Source organism: Streptomyces violaceoruber, assembly GCF_033406955.1.
In the GTDB taxonomy this organism is placed as follows: domain Bacteria; phylum Actinomycetota; class Actinomycetes; order Streptomycetales; family Streptomycetaceae; genus Streptomyces; species Streptomyces violaceoruber.
Map to the genome: position 1 here is coordinate 572,588 of NZ_CP137734.1, position 18,583 is coordinate 591,170.

The 18,583-nt window shown below is 72.6% G+C and carries 17 protein-coding genes; 11 read left to right on the forward strand and 6 right to left on the reverse strand.

Features of this window, described 5'->3' with window-relative positions:
* Nucleotides 1–221: 221 nt before the first annotated feature.
* Nucleotides 222–947: an SDR family NAD(P)-dependent oxidoreductase gene (locus R2E43_RS02805; protein WP_037666015.1), complete on the forward strand. Its 726-nt coding sequence runs from the start codon at nucleotides 222–224 to the stop codon at nucleotides 945–947.
* Nucleotides 948–1,036: 89 nt separating this feature from the next.
* Nucleotides 1,037–1,543 carry a GNAT family N-acetyltransferase gene (locus tag R2E43_RS02810; RefSeq protein WP_332055867.1) on the forward strand — a complete coding sequence of 169 codons (507 nt, stop codon included), beginning with the start codon at nucleotides 1,037–1,039 and terminating at the stop codon, nucleotides 1,541–1,543.
* Between the two features lie 376 nt (nucleotides 1,544–1,919).
* Here the strand turns inward: R2E43_RS02810 and R2E43_RS02815 are convergent, their stop codons facing one another.
* The 3 genes from R2E43_RS02815 to R2E43_RS02825 form a co-directional block, all read right to left on the reverse strand.
* The gene (locus tag R2E43_RS02815) at nucleotides 1,920–2,819 is read right to left on the reverse strand and encodes an aldo/keto reductase (protein ID WP_189284423.1); all 900 of its coding nucleotides are present in this window, start codon (nucleotides 2,817–2,819) and stop codon (nucleotides 1,920–1,922) included.
* A 28-nt stretch (nucleotides 2,820–2,847) separates the two neighbouring features.
* Complete coding sequence (locus R2E43_RS02820; protein WP_332055868.1) at nucleotides 2,848–3,738, reverse strand: glycoside hydrolase family 19 protein; 891 nt, start codon at nucleotides 3,736–3,738, stop codon at nucleotides 2,848–2,850.
* Nucleotides 3,739–3,910: 172 nt separating this feature from the next.
* A complete protein-coding gene (locus R2E43_RS02825; RefSeq protein WP_016328011.1) occupies nucleotides 3,911–4,075 on the reverse strand; it encodes a hypothetical protein in 165 nt (54 codons plus the stop codon).
* A 291-nt stretch (nucleotides 4,076–4,366) separates the two neighbouring features.
* Between R2E43_RS02825 and R2E43_RS02830 the strand changes: the two genes are divergently transcribed.
* Nucleotides 4,367–4,810: an SPW repeat protein gene (locus R2E43_RS02830; RefSeq protein WP_003971883.1), complete on the forward strand. Its 444-nt coding sequence runs from the start codon at nucleotides 4,367–4,369 to the stop codon at nucleotides 4,808–4,810.
* A 136-nt stretch (nucleotides 4,811–4,946) separates the two neighbouring features.
* The gene (locus R2E43_RS02835) at nucleotides 4,947–5,216 is read left to right on the forward strand and encodes a GlsB/YeaQ/YmgE family stress response membrane protein (RefSeq protein WP_332055869.1); all 270 of its coding nucleotides are present in this window, start codon (nucleotides 4,947–4,949) and stop codon (nucleotides 5,214–5,216) included.
* 11 nt (nucleotides 5,217–5,227) lie between these two features.
* Here the strand turns inward: R2E43_RS02835 and R2E43_RS02840 are convergent, their stop codons facing one another.
* Nucleotides 5,228–6,187 (reverse strand): SDR family oxidoreductase, encoded by a 960-nt coding sequence (locus tag R2E43_RS02840; protein WP_003971885.1) that lies wholly within the window; start codon nucleotides 6,185–6,187, stop codon nucleotides 5,228–5,230.
* A 142-nt stretch (nucleotides 6,188–6,329) separates the two neighbouring features.
* On the opposite strand from R2E43_RS02840, the gene R2E43_RS02845 reads away from it, so the two are divergent.
* Entirely contained in the window at nucleotides 6,330–6,815 is a 486-nt protein-coding gene (locus R2E43_RS02845) for a nucleoside deaminase (protein ID WP_003971886.1), read from the forward strand.
* Between the two features lie 47 nt (nucleotides 6,816–6,862).
* Here R2E43_RS02845 and chpB read toward each other — a convergent pair whose 3' ends face one another.
* The gene (chpB, locus tag R2E43_RS02850) at nucleotides 6,863–7,576 is read right to left on the reverse strand and encodes an LAXTG-anchored chaplin ChpB (protein WP_332055870.1); all 714 of its coding nucleotides are present in this window, start codon (nucleotides 7,574–7,576) and stop codon (nucleotides 6,863–6,865) included.
* Between the two features lie 233 nt (nucleotides 7,577–7,809).
* Here chpB and R2E43_RS02855 point away from each other — a divergent pair, with 233 nt between their 5' ends.
* The 4 genes from R2E43_RS02855 (at nucleotide 7,810) to R2E43_RS02870 (ending at nucleotide 13,376) form a co-directional block, all read left to right on the forward strand.
* Nucleotides 7,810–9,459: an alpha/beta hydrolase gene (locus tag R2E43_RS02855; protein ID WP_319709922.1), complete on the forward strand. Its 1,650-nt coding sequence runs from the start codon at nucleotides 7,810–7,812 to the stop codon at nucleotides 9,457–9,459.
* A gap of 81 nt (nucleotides 9,460–9,540) precedes the next feature.
* Entirely contained in the window at nucleotides 9,541–10,635 is a 1,095-nt protein-coding gene (locus R2E43_RS02860; protein ID WP_210985030.1) for a baeRF3 domain-containing protein, read from the forward strand.
* Nucleotides 10,636–10,758: 123 nt separating this feature from the next.
* Nucleotides 10,759–11,787, forward strand: coding sequence for a Gfo/Idh/MocA family protein (locus R2E43_RS02865; RefSeq protein WP_106517228.1), 1,029 nt, complete (start codon nucleotides 10,759–10,761; stop codon nucleotides 11,785–11,787).
* Between the two features lie 272 nt (nucleotides 11,788–12,059).
* Nucleotides 12,060–13,376, forward strand: a complete 1,317-nt coding sequence (locus R2E43_RS02870; protein ID WP_319119767.1) for a PAS domain-containing protein — start codon at nucleotides 12,060–12,062, stop codon at nucleotides 13,374–13,376.
* A gap of 19 nt (nucleotides 13,377–13,395) precedes the next feature.
* Here the strand turns inward: R2E43_RS02870 and R2E43_RS02875 are convergent, their stop codons facing one another.
* The gene (locus R2E43_RS02875; RefSeq protein WP_030866863.1) at nucleotides 13,396–14,904 is read right to left on the reverse strand and encodes a DNA-binding protein NsdB; all 1,509 of its coding nucleotides are present in this window, start codon (nucleotides 14,902–14,904) and stop codon (nucleotides 13,396–13,398) included.
* A 296-nt stretch (nucleotides 14,905–15,200) separates the two neighbouring features.
* Between R2E43_RS02875 and R2E43_RS02880 the strand changes: the two genes are divergently transcribed.
* Both R2E43_RS02880 and R2E43_RS02885 read left to right on the forward strand, forming a co-directional pair.
* Nucleotides 15,201–16,343 (forward strand): aminoglycoside phosphotransferase family protein, encoded by a 1,143-nt coding sequence (locus R2E43_RS02880; protein WP_003971893.1) that lies wholly within the window; start codon nucleotides 15,201–15,203, stop codon nucleotides 16,341–16,343.
* A 310-nt stretch (nucleotides 16,344–16,653) separates the two neighbouring features.
* Nucleotides 16,654–18,573 (forward strand): N-acetylmuramoyl-L-alanine amidase, encoded by a 1,920-nt coding sequence (locus R2E43_RS02885; protein WP_011031541.1) that lies wholly within the window; start codon nucleotides 16,654–16,656, stop codon nucleotides 18,571–18,573.
* The last annotated feature ends 10 nt before the right edge of the window (nucleotides 18,574–18,583 follow it).

Consider the following 18,583-nt stretch of genomic DNA (forward strand, 5'->3'; position numbering starts at 1 on the left):
GACGGGAGAGGTTATACGTAAAACCCCCCGGACGCCAAGTTCGGTTGCGCGCGAGTGCGGCGCAGGAAGCGCCGTTGAGATCGATCATGGTCGGTCGGCGCACGGGGTGCGGCCGTCGTCCGTATCGCACGGCGAAAGCCGTCGATCAGAGGCAGCGGCATCGGTAGGTTCGAGATCCGACGTGATCTCCTCTCCGACATGGAGGAACAGTGCTCGAAGACATGACTGCCGTGGTGACGGGCGGGTCCCGGGGAATCGGCCGGGCGATCGTCGAACGCCTGTGCAGCGACGGGGCGGACGTGGTCTTCAACTACTCCACCGGCGAGGAAGCCGCAGCCGACGTCGTCCGCACGGTCCGGGCGAACGGCGGCGAGGTCCGAGCGATGCGGCTCGACCTGAGGGAACCGGATGCCGCCGAGCGGCTGATGGAGGACGCCGAAGCGCATCTCGGCAGCGTGGACATCCTGGTCAACAACGCGGCGACGTCCTTCACTCCGGCCCCCCTCGCCGAGACCGAGGCGGAGGTGTTCGACGGCGTGCTGGCGGCCAACACCAGGTCGGTCTTCTTGACGATGCGCTACGCGGCCAGGCGGATGCGCGACGGCGGGCGGATCGTGAACATCTCCACCCTGAACACCGTACGGCCCGTGCCGGGCATCGGGCCGTACGCTGCCAGCAAGGGCGCGATCGAGCAACTGACCGCGGTCGCCGCCCGGGAGCTCGGGCCGCGGGGCATCACGGTCAACACCGTCTCGCCCGGCGCGACCGATACCGACCTGCTCCGTGGAACCAACCCCCCGGAGGCTCTCCAAGCGGTCGTCGGCATGACGCCGCTCGGCCGGCTGGGGCAGCCGTCCGACGTGGCCGATGTCGTCGCGTTCCTCGTGGGTCCGGGCGGCGGGTGGATCACAGGCCAGAACCTGCGGGCGACTGGCGGACTGGCATGACGCCCAACCGTCGCTCCCGTCCTTCTGGTGCGGAGGTCCGACGGAAAATCCGGGGACCGGACGGCCGCGCGCTGCTACCGTCGGGCCGCGTGAGCTGGCTACCCGATGACTTCGTCCATCCCGTCCTGGTACCGCTGCCGGGCGGTGATCACCACCTGCGGCCGATCCGGGAGACGGACACCCCGCTCGACTATCCGGCGGTGATGGGTTCGCGCGAGCGGCTGTGGACCGTCTACGGCCCGGCCTGGGGCTGGCCCGCGGCCACCATGACCTACGAGGCGGACCGGGCCGACCTGTTGCGGCACGAGAAGGAGATCGCCGCACACCAGTCCTTCAATTACGCGCTGTTCGACACGGCGGAGACGGCTCTGCTCGGCTGCGTCTACATCGACCCACCGGAGAGGGCCGGCGCGGACGGCGACATCTCCTGGTGGGTGGTGGACGAGCTGGTGGACAGCACGGTCGAGCGGGCCCTCGACGCGCTGGTACCGCAGTGGATCGCCGCCGACTGGCCCTTCGAGCGGCCGCGCTTCATCGGCCGCGAGATCTCCTGGTCGGACTACCTCGCCCTGCCGGGCATCCCGACGGTTCAGTAGCTTCTGCCGTACCGCCGCGGGACTTGGTGACCGATTGCCTCCTCCTCGCCTTCGCGGGAAGGCTGCCCGAGAGGGGCGGTCCGGAGACGTGATCGCCCGATGACCGAAGCTGAGGGATCTCGCCCCTCCGTCCGGCGCCATCGTGACTTCTGCTGCCGTGGGGTAGTCAGACGGTCAGCGAGGTGGGGTCGCAGATCCGTGAGGGGCTCGGCCACGTCACCCGTGATCCCGTACTGCGCGACTCCGTCGCGTTCAACGGCACGGCCAACACCTCAGTGATCCATGGTGGAGAGCCTGGGTCCGGTGTTCCTCATCCGCACGCTGCGCCTGGAGGAGGGCCCCGGGCTCTCGCTGTCACGGCCTGGCAGTGCGTCGGTCAGCCCGTACGCGCTCCGTCGAGCCGCGCCAGGTCCGCGCCGGTGAGGCGCAGCGCGCCCGCGGCGACGTTCTCCGCGAGGTGGTCCGGGTCGCCGGTGCCGGGGACGGCCAGCACATGCGGGCCCTGGTGCAGGGTCCAGGCGATCCTGACCTGCGCGGAGCTCGCCCCGTGCGCCCGGGCCACCGCGCGCACCTCCTCCTCGTGGTCGGTGCCGGCACCTCGCGGCCCGGCCTCGCCCGCGATGGCGTAGAACGGCACGAAGGCGATGCCCTGGGCGCGGCACTGGGCGAGGAGCGCGTCGGTGGCGGGGTCGTGGAAGCCGAGACCGTACCGGTTCTGGACGCTCACCACCGGGGCGATGGCCTGCGCCTCGGCGAGGTGCCGGGGCTCCACGCCGGAGAGGCCGAGGTGGCGGATCAGTCCCGCCGCGCGCAGTTCGGCCAGGGCGCCGAAGTGCTCGGCCACCGAGTCCTGGCGCATGCGGCGCAGGTAGACGACGTCGAGGTGGTCGCGGCCGAGCTGGCGCAGGTTCTCCTCGACGTGGGCGCGCAGGTCCTCGGGGCGGGCGGAGGTGCCCCACTCCCCCGACCAGTCGCGGTACGGGCCGACCTTGGTGGCGATCACCAGGTCGTCGGCGTAGGGGGCGAGCGCGCTGTTGATCAGTTCGTTGGCGGAGCGCAGGGAGGAGAAGTAGAAGGCGGCGGTGTCGATGTGGTTGACGCCGAGTTCGACGGCCCGGCGCAGTACCGCGAGGGAGCGTGCGCGGTCGCTCGGAGTGCCGAGGTGGAAGGCGGCGCTGCCCGTCAGCCGCATCGCGCCGAAGCCGACGCGGCGGACGGGCAGGTCGCCGAGGTGCCAGGTGCCGGCGGACTCCGCGGTGATCGTTTCCGAGGTCATCGGCGGAGTTTCGCACACCCGGGCGGCGTCAGCAGTACAGGTTGCCGCCCGGGGAGACGCCGAGGATCTGGGCGAACTGCTGGTACTTGGTGACGCGGCTCTGGACCTGGGCGGGGTTCTTCCCGTCGCACTCCAGCGAGCCGTTGATGGAGCGGATGGTCTGGCCGAAGCCGGCGCCGTTGACCATCGCGTTGTGCGGGGTCATGGTGCCGGGCCCGGACTGGGTGTTCCAGTACCACAGGCCGGTCTTCCAGGCTACGGCCGCGTCGTTCTGCACCAGCCAGGGGTTGCCCAGCAGGTCGATGCCGAGCGCGTCGCCCGCGGCCTTGTAGTTGAAGTTCCAGCTGAGCTGGATCGGTCCCCGCCCGTAGTAGGCGGCCTGGCCCGCCGGGCAGCCGTAGGGCTGGTTCCAGTCGCAGTAGTGCGGGTAGTTGGCGGTGTTCTGCTCGACGATGTACACCAGGCCGCCGGTCTCGTGGCTGACGTTGGCGAGGAAGGCCGCGGCCTCCTGCTTCTTGGTGGTGTCGCTGCCGGTGTTGGCGAAGCCGGGGTAGGCGCTGAGCGCGGCGGTCAGGCCGCTGTAGGTGTAGAAGGAGTTCCGGCCCGGGAACATCTGGTTGAACTGGGCCTCGCTGACCACGAAGTTGCCGACCGGCGTCTGCGAACCGCCGTCACAGGCGTACGGGTCCCAGTACCAGGTGCTGATGAGCGGGTCGTAGCCCGGGTTGGCGTGCTCGGCGATGTAGGCCTTGCCGTCGGTGTAGCGGACGATGTCGCCGGTGTTGTAGTTCGCGTCGGCCGACCAGGCGGGGTAGCTCGAACACGAGGCGGCGGAGGCCGCGTTGGCGGGCATGAGCAACGGCACTGCGCCGGCGAGGGCGAGAGCGGTCACCACGGCGGATATACGGCGCCTCGACACAGGTCTGTCTCCTTCTGCGGAGCACGGCCGCTCCCGTACAGGGGCAGGGTGGGGCGCGGAACCTGTGCGCACGTGCCGGTCGGACCGGCCACGGCGTGGGGGCGGCCGTGGAGGGGGGTGTGGAGGCATACTCAACCGCTTTGGTCTGTACCAGTCAAGGGTGTAGACCAGTTCAACTTGCGTTCAGGGCACCGGAGTACGACGCCTTGCGGACGGGCGCCCCGGCGACGACGTCGGGACGGGCGAACAGTCCGGCGGACTCGGTGATCGCGGGGTGCCCGAGGTCCGCGCCGAGCAGCGCCTGTACGGGGAGGACGCGGACGTCGAGTGGGACCATCTCGTGGCCCTGGGCGGTCGGCCGGCCGCCAGGGTTCTCTTTTCGGGACGGCGGACGCGGCGGAACGCCGGGCGACGGGTGGGCGCCGCGGCCGGGTCGGGCGGCGCGGAGCGGCGGGACCGGGCGGCGTGGAGCGGCACGCACAGGGGGGCGCCCGACCGATGCGGCGTCGGGAGATCCCCTGCCCTCACCACTACACATAAGGGAGAAATAAGAGCAGAATGCACTTATGCGGCGCTACCGCACACCGCATTCGAAGCGGTCGGCCCTGCAAGTCAAAGGAGACGACTCATGGCCAACGTCTCGCACTCCCGAGGTGACATCACCAGCCACCCGGACGCCCCGGAAATGCAGGCGCGCTACGCGCGCGTGCTCGGTGGCCGCGACGTGGCACTCGTGGACGGGCCGGTGTTCCTGCTCGGCCTCTACTGTGCCGTGTCCCCGTGGATACTCCACTTCACCACCAGCCAGCCCTCCCTGGTGGCCCACAACCTGATCGTGGGCGTCGCCATCGGTCTGCTGGCCCTCGGGTTCACCCGCGCCCCGGAGCGCATGTACGGCCTCAGCTGGGCCATGTGCGCGATCGGAGTCTGGATGATCATTTCGCCCTGGATCGTGGGCTCGAGTCCGGACGCCGGTGTCATCTGGAACAACATCGTCATCGGCGCCCTGGCCCTGCTCCTGGGCATGGTCTGCGCCGGTACGGCGGCGCGGAGCGCCCCACGCAGGCCCTAGACGCACCGGAAGGAAGCGGCACGGGCCGGTCCCGCACCCGCGGGCCGGCCCGTCGCCCGTGCCGCCTCCGACGGACTGCACCCGCCCGCAGCGGGCAGACGCATCCCTGCGGGGGTCTCGGCGGAGAGGGGTGGAGATGGAGATCGACGGCATTGTCAGCGCCATCGTCATCGGCGTCGTCATCGGCGTGCTGGGCCGGCTGGTCGTGCCCGGCCGGCAGCGCATCGGCGTCGTGTGGACGATCCTCGTCGGCATCGTGGCCGCGCTCGTCGGATCGTGGGTCGCCTCGGCGTTCGACGTGGCCGACACGGACGGCGTCGACTGGGTCGAGTGGCTCATCCAGATCGGCCTGGCCGCGGTCGGCGTGGCCGCGCTGGACCGGCCCCGGTCGCGCCCGGGCCGTTGAGGGCCTGACCGTCACCTGCTGCGGAGCCACGCCTCGTACCAGGTGACGGTCGCGTCCAGGGTGTCCGCCAGCGGCGTCGGAGCCGCCTCGAAGAACCGCTCGAAGGCACCGGAGTCCATGATCTGCGCCTCCGTGTGCTGGTAGAACATCTCCTCGTACTCGGCCATCAGCTGTTCGTCGAAGGGGCCGAAGGGGCGGGGCCGTTCCAGGACCACGACGTTCAGCGGGCGGCCCACGCGCTTCTCGATCAGCGCATGGATCTCGCGCGTGCTGACGGCGGGCGCGGTCGGCAGGTGCCAGACACGGCCGTCCCCGTCGGGACGCTCGCCGAGGGTGGCGAGAGCGGCCGCCACGTCCTCGATGCCGGTGTAGCTGTGCGGCAGATCGATGTTCCCCATGGCCACGACGTCCCCGCCGGTGAGGGCGCCGGGGAAGACGGCCGCACCCAGGGACGAGTTGAGCACGCCGGGCCCGACGAAGTCGGCACTGCGGCCGAGGACCACGCGGGCCCGGCCGGACCGGTGGGCGGCGAGGTACCGCTCGTCCAGTTCGGCACGCATCCGGCCCTTGCGGCTGGTGGCCTTCCAGGGGCTGTCCTCGGTCATCACCGCTCCCCCGGTCTCGCCGTACGGGTAGACCGTGTCGAGCACCACCAGCCGGGCGCCGCTCTCCTCGACGGCGGCCAGGACCGCCTCCTGGACCCGGGGCATCACCTCCACCTGGAGGTGGTAGGCGACGTTGACGCAGTGGTACACGACGGCCGCGTCGCGTATGGCGGCACGGGCACCGTCGGCCGTGCCCACGTCGGCGGGGAACCGCTCGACGCCCTCGACGGCGGGACCGGCGGCCCTGCGGTCCACCAGGCGGACGGGGTGACCCCGGCGCACCAGCTCACGGGCGAGCGCGGTGCCGGCGGGACCTGATCCCAGGACGACGTGCGGGGCGGGCGGCTGCGGGGTGGCGGCGGACATGACGCTCCTCTTGCCTTGAATCGCTACGGGTACTTGCTTCCGTTAGAGACTCTAACGCCAGCGATTATGGATAGCAAGATGGTCGAGCCGGGGCGACATAGGCTGGCCGGAAAAGATCACGTCACGAGGAGGGCGGTGCGCCATGGTCGTGAAGGACACCGAACTGCCACACCTGCGCCGTTGTGTGGAGCTGGCGGCCCAGGCGCTGGAGGCCGGCGACGAGCCGTTCGGATCGGTGCTGGTGGGCGCGGACGGCTCGGTACTGGCCGAGGACCACAACCGGGTGGCCTCCGGCGACCGGACCCGTCACCCGGAGTTCGAGCTCGCGCGCTGGTCCGCCGCCCGCCTGACTCCCGACGAACGGGCCGCGGCCACCGTGTACACGTCCGGCGAGCACTGCCCGATGTGCGCGGCCGCACACGCGTGGGTGGGCCTGGGGCGCATCGTCTACGTCGCCTCGTCGGAGCAACTGGCGGGCTGGCTGGAGGAGTTGGGCGTACCGGCGGCACCGGTGCGGCCGCTCCCGGTGCGGGAGGTGGCGCCCGGCGTGACCGTGGAGGGCCCGGTGCCGCAGCTCACGCGGGAGATCCACGCCCTGCACCGGCGCTTTTACGCGGGCCGCGCCTGAGCCGGGGGCACCCGCCCTGACGGCGCGGGTGCCCCCGGTCGACGCGGTCAGTCCCCGGAGCCCGGCCGGAAGCGCCGGTAGAGGACGGTTCCGCCCAGCACGAGCGCGGCGCCACCCGCGAGGGTGGGCAGGGTGCGGTCCGTCCCGGTGTGGGCGAGGGACACCTCTTCCCGGGGCGGGGCGGCGTGCGCCGACGGCCCGGGCCCGGCGCGCTCCTCCTCCGGGGCGGACGGCTCCGGCTCCGCCGGGGGCCGTACGGGCTCCGGGTGGTCGCCGGAGTCGTTCGTCGACTCGTTGCCGACGGCCGGGTTGCCGATGCCGACCACGTTGACGCTGTTGCCGCTGACGTTCACCGGGAGGTGCACCGGCAGCTGTACCCCGTTGCCGGAGAGCACGCCGGGCGAATCCTTTCCGCTTCCTTCGGCGGCCGCACCGCCGGACGTCGCCTCGGTCGCGCTGCCGGACGTACCGCCCGAGGCTCCCGCCGCCTGGTGCGACGCCCCCGGCTCGCCGGAGTCGGCGCAGCCGTTGCCCGTGGCCGGGTTGAGGAGCCCCACCACGTTCACGGTGTTGCCGCACACGTCGACCGGCACGTCCACCGGGAGCTGCACGGTGTTGCCGGAGATCAGCCCGGGCGAACCGGCCGCGGATCCCTCGGCGCCGGCCCCGTCGGACGCGAACGCCGCGTACGCCGGCATCGTCACGGCCAGCGCGCCTGAGGCGGCGACGGCGAGCACACCGTTTCGGGTAACCCTTCTCATGAGGCTCCCTGCCTTCCAGACATGGTCACGGGCAGTCGCCCGCACCGTCTAAAACGCGGGCGCACCATCCGAGTTATGGCTTATCGGTCTTTCACCCCATCGAGTGGGCGGTTCATCGAACAAGCGGCGCACGGCCCCGTGCGTTGCCGCCCGGAGGCGCCGGGTGCGCGGCCCGCTTATGGTGAGCGAGGGCGCCGACCACCGGTCCGCGACGGGGCGCCCGGGAGGCATCGATGCAGGCCAAGCTGGAGACTCGGCCCTCGGTCCGGCGCTGCGCGGTGACCGGAGCGCTCGGCCTGGCCCTGCTGGGTGCGGGGCTGCCCGCCGCCGCGAGCGGCGCGACCACCGCGACCACCGCGACCACCGCGACCACGCGGGACACCGGATCGGGCCTGTCCCGGTTCTACGACCAGCGGGTCGAGTGGACGGCGTGCGAGGGCACGGAGATGCCGAAGGACCTGCAGTGCGGCAAGGTCACCGTCCCCCTCGATTACTCGCGGCCCCGCGGCGGAACCCTCGACGTGGCCCTGGCCCGGTACCGGGCGACCGGCGACTCGCGGGGCTCGGTCCTGCTGAACTTCGGCGGCCCCGGCGGCTCCGGCATCAACGAACTCGCCCTGGGCGGCAAGGAGTTCATGCACCTCACCAACGGCTACGACGTGGTGACCTTCGACCCGCGCGGCGTCGGCCGGTCCTCCCCGGTCTCCTGCGGACCGGCCACCCTGAAGATCATGGAGGCGACGGACGGGGACGGGGGGATGACCGACCCCGAGGGCGTGCTGGAACGACTGCGGGATGCGGCGGCCGAGTGCGCCAAGTACTCCGGCCCCGTGCTGCCCCACATAGGCACGGTCGACGCGGCCCGCGACATGGACGTGATGCGCCGGGCCCTCGGCGACGACCGGCTCAACTACCTGGGCTTCTCGTACGGGACCCGGTTGGGGGCGGTCTACGCGGCGCGGTTCCCGGACAAGGTCGGCCGGATGGTCCTGGACGGCGTGGACACGCTGACGGAACCGCTGGCCGAACAGGGGCTGGCCGGGGCGCGGGGGCAGCAGACCGCGCTGGAGAACTTCCTCGACTGGTGCGTCGAGGACGTCGCCTGCCCGTTCGGCCAGGACGCCCGGGACGCCCGGGACCAGGTCGAGCGGCTCGTCGCCTCCCTCGACTCCGACCCGGTGCCGTCGGCGTTCGGCGAGCCCTTCACCGGGCAGGACATGGTCGGCGCGATCGGCCAGGCCCTGTACAGCCGGGAGTTGTGGCCCTCGCTGGAGCGGGCACTCGCGCAGTTGCTCGAGGACGGTGACACCCGCGGCCTGGAGGGCTTCTCGTCGGGCGGCGTCACCTTCCCGGTCCGGGCCGCGGTCCGTGCGCCGGTCCGGGGCGACAGGACGGCCGGCCTCACGGACGAGGAGGACGTCCCCATGGACAACCTTCCGGCCGCCCTGATGGCGATCAACTGCGCCGACGACCCCGACCGCCCCACCGCCGCCCAGGTCACCGCGTCCCTCGACCGGCTGCGCGCCCGGTACGAGGACGTCTCGCCGGTCTTCGGCCGGTACCGGCTCACCCAGGTGCTCATGTGCTACGGCAGGCCCAGGGGAACGGACTACATCCGGGACGACGTGAAGGACCTCGACACCGCGAGGATGCTCCTGGTCGGCACCCGCGGCGACCCGGCCACGCCGTACCGCTGGACGACGGAGACGGCGGACCGGCTCGGCCCCTCCGCCGTGGTCCTGGACAACCGGGGCGAGGGGCACACCGGCTACGCGTCGTCCAAGTGCGTGCACCGCAAGGTCGACGACTTCCTGCTGTACGGCTCCCTGCCGCCCGACGGCAGCTCCTGCGGTCCCGAGTCCACCGGCGACGGGTCCGGCTGAGCGGCGACGGGCCGGACCGAGCCATGGTCCGCCCCGCATGCCCGATATGCCTTATATATGCGTGGAGCATATCGTGTTGACATGGAGCACGATCTGAGTCCCGCCACCCTCGCCGGACTGCGGCGCCCCCGCCCGTATCCGGCCGTGTCCGTACTGACGCCGACGCACCGCCGCGAGCCGGACAACGCCCAGGACCGGGTCCGGCTGCGCAACGCGGTCGCCGCGGCCAAGAAGCAGCTGGAGGAGGATCCGGCGGTCAGCCGTGACCGGCGCGCGGAGGTGTCCCTAGAGCTGGACCGGGCGCTGGCCGAGATCGACCTGACGTACGCCGAGGACGGTCTGGCGATCTTCGCCGCCCCGGGTGAGCACCAGGTCTGGACGCTCAGCCGTTCGGTGCCCGAGCGCGTGGTTCTCTCGGACACCTTCCTGACCCGCAACCTCGTCGCCGCGCAGGCGGCCGAGCGGCCGTTCTGGGTCCTGTCGGTCGCCGCCGACCGCGTCAAGCTGTGGAGCGGCGGCGCGGGCCGCGTCGTGGAGGAACACCTCGGCGGCTTCCCGCTCGACCGCCCGGCGGAGGACTTCGACCCCGAACGCCAGGAGCGGATCGGCGACGCGCCGAGCACCTTCCGCGACGAGGGCACCCGCAGGTTCCTGCGCGACACCGACGCCGCGATGGGCAGGATCCTGCGCGCCCACCCCCGGCCGCTGTACGTCACCGGCCCCGAGCCCGCCCTGTCCCTGTTCGAGGAGGCGGGCGCGCTCGCCTCGGACGCGGTGCTCGTCCCGCACGGCGGGCTCGCGCACGGCACCGCCGAGGCGGTGTGGCAGGCGGTGCGGCCCCTGCTCGAGAAGGAGGCGCGCGGATCGGTCGAGGCGGTGGCCAGGGAGCTGGACGCGGCCCGCGGCCGCAAGGACTTCGCGGCCGGGGTCGACGAGCTGTGGGAGAGCGCCCACACGGGCCGTGTCCGGCTGCTGGCCGTCGAGGAGAACTTCAAGGTGACGATGCGCGACGACGGCGAGCATCTGCTCCCGGCCGACGACGGCGACCTCGACGCCCGGGAGGACATCGTGGACGAGATCGTCGAACAGTGCCTGGAGACCGGCGCCGACGTCCGTTTCGTGCCGGACGGCGCGCTCGGGGACGTGGACGGCATCGCGGGGGTACTCCGCTACTGACGCCGGCCGCCGCACCCGCGGACCGGCCCGCCCCCGGCCTCTTGACGCGCGTGAAAGCCTGTTCGCCGTACACGTACCCGCTGCCGGCGGGTGCGCGGCGGACGACGAAGGAGCGGGCGCGGCGTGAGTGAACTTCTGGGTGTGGCGGTCCTGGGTGCGGGGCACATGGGTGCCGACCACATACGACGCGTCGACCAGGTGGTGAGCGGCGCCCGGGTCGCCGCGGTGGCGGACCCCGACGCCGAGCGGGCGAAGGAGGCCGTGGGCGGGATCGGCGGCACCGGCAGGATCACCGTCCACACGGACGTCGAGGCCGCGCTGGACGCGCCGGGTGTCGAGGCCGTCCTGATCGCCTCGCCCGGCGAGGCGCACGAGGAGGCTTTGCTGGCCGCCTTCGCCCGGGGGCTGCCGGTGCTGTGCGAGAAGCCGATGGTGCCGGACTCCGCGGGCGCGCTGCGCGTGGTGGAGGCCGAGGCACGCCTCGGCAGGAGGCTGGCGCAGATCGGGTTCATGCGGCGGTACGACGCCGAGTACCGGCAGTTGAAGTCCCTCCTGGACGGCGGGCGGCTGGGCCGGCCGCTGATGCTGCACTGCGTGCACCGCAACGTCTCCTCGCCCCCGCACTTCACCTCGGCGATGCTGATCAACAGTTCCGTCTCGCACGAGATCGACGCGGCCCGCTGGCTGCTCGGCCAGGAGCTGAGCGCGGTGACCGTGCTGCGTCCGCGTCCCTCGGCGGGTGCGCCCGAGGGCCTGCTCGATCCGCAGCTCGTGCTCTTCGAGACCGAGGGCGGCGCCGTGGTGGACGTGGAGGTCTTCGTCAACTGCGGCTTCGGCTACGAGGTGCGCTGCGAAGCCGTCTGCGAGGCGGGCAGCGCCCGGATCGGTGCGGCGCACACCATGATGGTCACGGCGGCGGGCGGCGCGCGGGAGGAGGTGCCGCAGGACTACCTGGTGCGGTTCGCGGACGCCTACGACCGCGAGGTGCAGAGCTGGGTCGACGCCACCCGCCGCGGCCTGGTCACCGGGCCGGGCACCTGGGACGGGTACGCGGCCGCCGCGGTCGCCGAGGCCGGGGTGCGGGCGCTGGACACGGGCGTGCGCACACCCGTCGACATGGCACCACGTCCGTCCCTTCACGACCGGGCATAGAACAAGAGTCCACCGAACACCAGGGCGACGACGCCTCCGAGCCCCGCTCCACCTCAAGTCCCGTAGGAGGTCTACGACTTCACCCGCACGCGGAGTACGCCGAACACGTACCCGAGTCACCCGGGGAAGACTGTGGCATATGCCGGAAGCACCACCGTATCGTGTGTCGCCGAATCCCTTACGAGGCATGGCGGGCTGTGCAACAGTCGTAACGGCCCTTCCGCCGGCCCCGGTTCCACCTCGGTCGTACCGTCAGCACATCGGAGTGCGTCATGTCGTCCCATCTCTCCGCGGACCACCCGGCCGCCCAGTCACCGGGACAGGGCTCGGTCGAGGCGCTCATATCGCAGACCCGGCGGCTGCGGGGCGACGTGGACGCGGTGCGGCGGGACAGCCAGGACGACACGACGGACCCCCGGGGGCGCTGGCAGCGCGCCCTGTACGACCTGGCACTGCACCAACTCACCGACCTCGACGCGCATCTGGCTCAGCTCCGGGACGGCCCGGCACCCGCGCCGCGCGCCGGTTCGCTGCTCAGCCGGGTCGGCAGCGCGGAGTGGAACCTGCTGACCGACGAGGCCGAGTGGTCCGCGGAACTCTTCCACATCCTGGGCCGCGACCCGGCGTCCGTCCCGCTCAGCCTCGACGAACTCCCGTCCCTGGTACTCACCGAGGACCGCCCGAAGCTCACCGCGATGGTCACGGACTGCCTCGTCGACGGCCGGCCCATCGACGGAGAGTTCCGCGTGGTGCGCCCCGACGGGAGCGTACGCACCGTGCACATGATGGGCGAGCCCGTCCTCGACGCCGACGGCAGCACCGCATCGATGTGGGCGGTGCTGCGGGACGTCGGCGAACTGCGCCGCAGTCAGCGGGCGGTGAGCGAGACCCGTGACTCGCTCCGGCGCCGTCCGGCGCCGCCCTGGCACGGTCTCCTGCGCTTCCCGGACGAGGGCCGGCCAGGCCTGGACCTGGCCGCGGCGCACCTCCCGCCGACGTCCGCGACGGGCCGGCGGTCCCGGGAGGGCGGGTGGTACGACGCGTGTCCGCTCGGCGCCGACGGCGAAACCCTGCTCACCGTGGGCGACTTCGGACTCCCGGAGGCCGATGCGTACGGCCCGGCGGTGCTGATCGGCGCCCTGCGCGGCCTGGCACTGGCCGGCACCCGGCCGGGACGACTGCGGGACCGGCTCGCCGAACTGCTCCGGGCCACCGCCCTGGCGCCGGTGGACGGCGCCGTGTACTGCGGCTACCGGCCGGACACCCACACCCTGACGTGGGCGCACGCCTCGGGCCCCGCCCCGCTGCTCTTCCGCGGCGGAACGGGGCGTGCGCTGTCCGGACCGGACGGGCCAGCGGGACAGGACGGACCGTCGGGAGAGGCCGAGGCGACCCTCGAAGCGGGCGACCTGCTCCTGCTGCACACCGGGGCAATCGAACCGGAGGCCGTGGAGCACCTCCTCACCCTGGCCCCCCGCCTGACCGCGGCGGATTCGGCCGGGGACGGTGTACGGCTGGTGACACGGGAGCTGGACGGGTTTCCGGGTCGTCAGGACGCCTGCGTTCTGATCGCCCGGGTGACGCCCTAGGTCCGCGAGCGCGGCGCGCCTACGCCGGCGCGACGGTGCCGCCCGGCCCCTTCCCCCTGGGTGCCTTGCCCTTGGGCAGCGCCAGCTTGATCTCCTCCCGCAGCTCCTGGATCTTCGGGTAACCGGCGTACTCGGCGGTGAGCCGGTACATCTGGCGCAGCCGGTCCCAGGTCCGCTGGGAGGAGTTCGAGCCCATCGACACCAGGGCCAGGCGCGCGTACCGGTCAGCCTGTTCGGGGTCGTCGGCGATGAAGCAGGCGGAGGCCATGGACAGGTAGTCGAAGATCTTCGACCGCTGCCGGCCGTCGATCCTGAGGGCCAGGGCCTTGTCCGCGTAGTGCTGGGCGTGCGCGGCGGCCCCCGGTTCGAACTCGGCGAGCGTCCGGTAGGCGAGGGCCTGCATGCCGTACAGGTCCTCCTCCTTGAACGTCTGCATCCAGTCCGGGGGCGGCACGTCCGCCTTGTCGGAGACGAAGAGGTCCTCGGCCCGTCCCAGGGTGCGGCGCATCGCCTGGCCCTTGCCCATGGAGGCCTGGGCCCAGGCCTCGATGGTGTACAGCATGGCCTTGGTGCGCGGCAGTACCTGCTCGCCGGAGCCGGACTGGGCGAGCTTCATGAGGTCCAGGGCCTCGTCGGGCTTGCCCAGGTGCACCATCTGGCGGGCCGCCCGGGACAGGGCCTCGCCCGCCCGCGGCCGGTCGCCGCCCTCGCGCGCGGCGTGCGCGGCGATGACGAAGTACTTCTGGGCCGTGGGTTCCAGGCCGACGTCGTGCGACATCCAGCCCGCGAGGACGGCGAGGTTGGCGGCGACGCCCCACAGGCGCCGCTGGAGATGGGGTGGGTGGTGGTAGGCGAGCATGCCGCCCACCTCGTTGAGCTGGCCCACCACGGCCTTGCGCTGGAGGCCGCCGCCCCGGGCGGCGTCCCAGGCACGGAACACCTCGACCGAGCGCTCCAGTTCCTCCACTTCCTGCGACCCGATGGGGGCGGCCTCGTAGCGGTCGAACCCGGCGGGGTCGGCGTGCAGGGGTTGGTGGAGGTCGGGGGCATCGGCCGCGAGGGCCGGGTCGGTGTGCAGCCAGTCGTGCATGGCGCTGCTGAGTGCGGAGCCCGCGGCGAGCGCGGCGCCCGCGCCCACCAAGCCGCGTCGGTTGAGCATGAGGTCCATTCCCGTGAATTCGGTGAGGACCGCCGCAGTCCGCTCGGGCGCCCACGGCACGCCGTCGGGATGCTCTTCGCTCCCGTCGTGTGGCCGTTTCCCCGCACGCCCGTGCCGGACCAGACCGAGGTCCTCGATGGTCACGACACGGCCGAGACGCTCGGTGAACAGAGCCGCCAGCACCCGCGGCACCGGATCGCGCGGGATCTCTCCCATGTCGATCCACCGCCGCACCCGCGAGGTGTCGGTCGCCAGCTGGGGGTGGCCCATGGCCGCCGCCTGCCGGTTGACCAGCCTCGCGAGCTCGCCCTTGGACCAGCCGGCCAGGCCGAACAGGTCCGACAGACGGGTGTTGGGTTCTTTGCTCACTACAAGCCCCCAGGTTCTCGGCTGAGTTGACAGTAGCCCCGTGCGGGTTGCCGGGCGACTATTCGCCACCGTTCGCCAGGGTGCGCCAGATGGTGTGCCACGGGCGGCCGGGTGTCAGGTAGGAATGCGCCACCCCGACCCGGTCGCCGCGGGGGTACTCCCCAGGGTGGCCCCCGGCGGCCGGTCGGGCGGCGCGACGGCTTTCGGAAGACGTGCCGCCCCCGGTATCGAACGGACCGGACCGGCACCCCTCTTCAGGCAGGCACAGCAGGCACACGAAGGGATCTGTCTCGCCCATGTACGCAGCATCGTCCTCCGTGTCCGCCCCGCAGCGCGCGCTGCACCCCCGCCCGACGGCGGGCGGCGGCCCCTATCTCGCCCCAGCGCGTCCGGCGGCCCCGGTGCTCGGGGCCGGCAGGGCGCGGCTCGGCGCGGGGCCCGGCACCCAGCCGCTCAGCGGGAGAATCGACCTGTCCGGCCCCCAGGGGGCCCAACTGCGCACGGCGATCGCCGCCGTGCACCGGATCTGCCCCGAGTTCTCCCCCGTGCAGGTGCTGCGGCGCAGCGGACGCTCCGTGCTCCTGGTCGGAACGACCGGGCGCAGCACGGCGGTGGCCAAGTGCTTAGTGGACCACTCCCCCGCCTGGGCGGAACGCAGCCGGCACGAGATAGGGGCATACCGCTCGTTCGTCCGGCAGCGCCCTCCGGTGCGGGTGCCGAGGCTGATCGCGGCGGATCCGGACAACGGCACGCTGGTCATCGAGCGGATGCCCGGAAGGGTGGCGGCGCTGCAACGGCATCCCCTGGAGGCCCCGCCGCGGGCGGACATCAGGGCGGCGATCGGAGCGGTCTGCCGGCTGAACGCCTGGCGGCCCCCGGCCGGCACCTTCGACGCCCCACTGGACTACGCGGCCCGCATCTCCCGCTACCACGAGCTGGGGCTGCTCACCGACCGGGACCTGGGCGACCTGCAGAAGCTGCTGCACGGCATCGCCCACGCGGGCGGGCGCCAGGGCATGGGCCAGTTCTGCCACGGTGACGCGCTGCTGTCCAACGTCCTCATGTCCCCGGCCGGTCCGGTGCTGGTGGACTGGGAGCACGCGGGCTGGTACCTGCCGGGCTACGACCTGGCCACGCTGTGGGCGGTCCTCGGGGACGCTCCGGTGGCCCGCCGTCAGATCAGCCAGATCGCCCAGTCGACGGGCACGGCCGCGCGCGACGCGTTTCTGGTGAACCTGATGCTCGTACTGACCAGGGAGATCCGTACGTACGAGACGGCCGTGCAGCGTTCGATGCACGACCCGGTCGGGGCGGCGACGGGACCGGCCCATCCGGGTGCCGCGCCGACCGGCGAGGAACAGCGGCTGCTGCTGCGCCGGTTGCACGACGACTGCCAGCTGGCCCGGCGGGCCGTGCGGGCGGCGGTCGGCACGCGCTGACGGGACGGCGCGAGAGGACGACGGTGCGCGGTGTGCCCCTCCGACCGGGGGGCGCACCGCGCTTTTCGTGTCCGTCCGCCCGGGTGTGCGCCGGGGCCACAGGTGTACGCCACTGACGCCCCGCAGGCCCGCGGGCCGTCGCCACGAAACTCGCCGAACCCCTTGCTGACGTGGGAAATCACCGCCATGACGGCATGATTGACGGATCGTCGGACCGCCGGGTACGACTGACCCAGCCCGGCCCCGCACGTCCGTCACGTCCCCCCACGCCCGACCGTCACAGGAGGCCGTTTTGCGAGGATCCCCCGTCGTGCCCGCCCTGGCCACCGCGGCACTGCTGCTGCCACTGCTCGGCGCGGCCCCGTCGGCCGCCGCTCCCACGGCCGCGCCACCCGCCCCGGACCGACTCCAGCGGGCGTTCGCCACCGCGGCGGCCGAGTACCACGTGCCGCAGAGCGTTCTGCTCGGCGTCTCCTACCTCCAGTCCCGCTGGGACGCGCACGGCGGCGCGCCGAGCGTGACCGGCGGCTACGGCCCGCTGCACCTCACCGACGCCCGTACGGCCCTGGCCGGGGCGTCGCACCACGGCGGGGGCTCGGAGGACCCGCGCGGCGACGACGCGCGCGCCGCGCTGCACCCGGCCGGCGGTGCCACCACACCGTCCGACGACCTACCGGCCCGGCTGACCACGCTGCCGAGAGCCGCCGAGCTGACCGGAATGAGCCCCGAGGCGCTGCGCACGGACCCGGCCGCGAACGTGGCCGGCGGTGCGGCACTGCTCGCCGCCGCGCAGCGCGACCTGGGTGAGCCGCTGAGCGCGGACCCGGCGGACTGGTACGCGGCGGTGGCCCGTTTCTCCGGCGCGGAGGACTCCGCGACGGCGGCGGCGTACGCGGACGACGTCTACGAGGTCATCCGTACGGGTGAGCGGCGCACCACGGACGCCGGCCAGCGGGTCTCGCTGGCCGCCCGCCCCGGCGTGGCGCCGGACGTCTCACGGCTGGACGGCGCGGGCCTGCGCGCCGCCTCGGCCGCCGGCACGGAGTGCCCGAGGTCGGTGTCCTGCGAGTGGGTCCCGGCCCCGTACGAGGAGTTCGGCGACGGCGACTACGGCAACCACGACCTGGGCACCCGGCCGGCCTCCCAGCGGATCCGCTACATCGTCGTGCACGACACGGAGGGCACCTGGAACGGGGTCCTCAACATGGTCCAGGACCCCACCTATGTGTCCTGGAACTACACGTTGCGCTCCACCGACGGCCACATCGCCCAGCATGTGAAGGCGAAGGACGTCGCCTGGCACGCGGGGAACTGGTACGTCAACGCGAAGTCGATCGGTCTGGAGCACGAGGGTTTCCTGGCGGAGCCGGACGCCTGGTACACGGAGGCGATGTACCGGTCGTCGGCGCGGCTGGTGAAGTACCTGGCGAAGAAGTACGACATCCCGCTGGACCGGCAGCACGTCCTCGGCCACGACAACGTGCCCGGCACCACGACGGCGACCATCCCGGGCATGCACACCGACCCGGGCCCGTACTGGGACTGGCGGCACTACTTCCAGCTGCTCGGCCGGCCCATCCAGCCGACCGCCGGGAAGAAGTCCTCCCTGGTGACGATCCGCCCCGACTACGACGCCAACCGCCCCGGGTACACCGGTTGCGAGACGGCGGGCGAGCCCTGCGCGCCGCACGGCTCCAGTGAGGTCCGGCTGTACTCCGACCACGACGTGAACGCGCCGCTGATCAGGGACGTCGGCCTCGGCACCACCCCCACGACCGGGGTGAACGACCTGTCCTCCCGGGTCTCCACGGGCCAGCAGTACGCGGTGGCCGACCGCTGGGGCGACTGGACGGCCATCTGGTACCTGGGGCAGAAGGCGTGGTTCCACAACCCCGGGAAGAGCCCAGCCGCGGTACCCGCCTCGGGACGCGTGATCACTCCGAGGAAGGGCCTGGCGAACGTCCCGGTGTACGGGCGCGCGTACCCGGAGAAGGCCGCCTACCCGGCGGGCGTGCCCGCCCAGGCGGTGTCACCGCTGCCGTACACGCTGCCCGCGGGACAGAAGTACGTGGTCGGTGAGAAGGTGCCCGGCGAGTACTACTACGCGGTCACCTTCGACGAGGCGTCCCACCGGGTGGTGACGGGCAAGGACCAGTACTACGAGATCCAGTACGGCCACCGGGTCGCGTATGTGCGCGCCGCCGACGTGACGGTCTCCGCGGCCCGGTAGCCCGCTGCCG

What these genes read in the sequence shown, in the direction of transcription:
- R2E43_RS02830 (WP_003971883.1), top strand. Translation starts at nt 4,367, where the DNA reads ATGGCCAACGTCTCGCACTCCCGAGGTGACATCACCAGCCACCCGGAC.
- R2E43_RS02880 (WP_003971893.1), top strand. Translation starts at nt 15,201, where the DNA reads ATGTACGCAGCATCGTCCTCCGTGTCCGCCCCGCAGCGCGCGCTGCAC.
- R2E43_RS02825 (WP_016328011.1), bottom strand. Translation starts at nt 4,075, where the DNA reads ATGGTCCCACTCGACGTCCGCGTCCTCCCCGTACAGGCGCTGCTCGGC.
- R2E43_RS02840 (WP_003971885.1), bottom strand. Translation starts at nt 6,187, where the DNA reads ATGTCCGCCGCCACCCCGCAGCCGCCCGCCCCGCACGTCGTCCTGGGA.
- R2E43_RS02855 (WP_319709922.1), top strand. Translation starts at nt 7,810, where the DNA reads ATGCAGGCCAAGCTGGAGACTCGGCCCTCGGTCCGGCGCTGCGCGGTG.
- R2E43_RS02805 (WP_037666015.1), top strand. Translation starts at nt 222, where the DNA reads ATGACTGCCGTGGTGACGGGCGGGTCCCGGGGAATCGGCCGGGCGATC.
- R2E43_RS02870 (WP_319119767.1), top strand. Translation starts at nt 12,060, where the DNA reads ATGTCGTCCCATCTCTCCGCGGACCACCCGGCCGCCCAGTCACCGGGA.
- R2E43_RS02835 (WP_332055869.1), top strand. Translation starts at nt 4,947, where the DNA reads ATGGAGATCGACGGCATTGTCAGCGCCATCGTCATCGGCGTCGTCATC.
- R2E43_RS02860 (WP_210985030.1), top strand. Translation starts at nt 9,541, where the DNA reads ATGGAGCACGATCTGAGTCCCGCCACCCTCGCCGGACTGCGGCGCCCC.
- chpB (WP_332055870.1), bottom strand. Translation starts at nt 7,576, where the DNA reads ATGAGAAGGGTTACCCGAAACGGTGTGCTCGCCGTCGCCGCCTCAGGC.
- R2E43_RS02845 (WP_003971886.1), top strand. Translation starts at nt 6,330, where the DNA reads ATGGTCGTGAAGGACACCGAACTGCCACACCTGCGCCGTTGTGTGGAG.
- R2E43_RS02815 (WP_189284423.1), bottom strand. Translation starts at nt 2,819, where the DNA reads ATGACCTCGGAAACGATCACCGCGGAGTCCGCCGGCACCTGGCACCTC.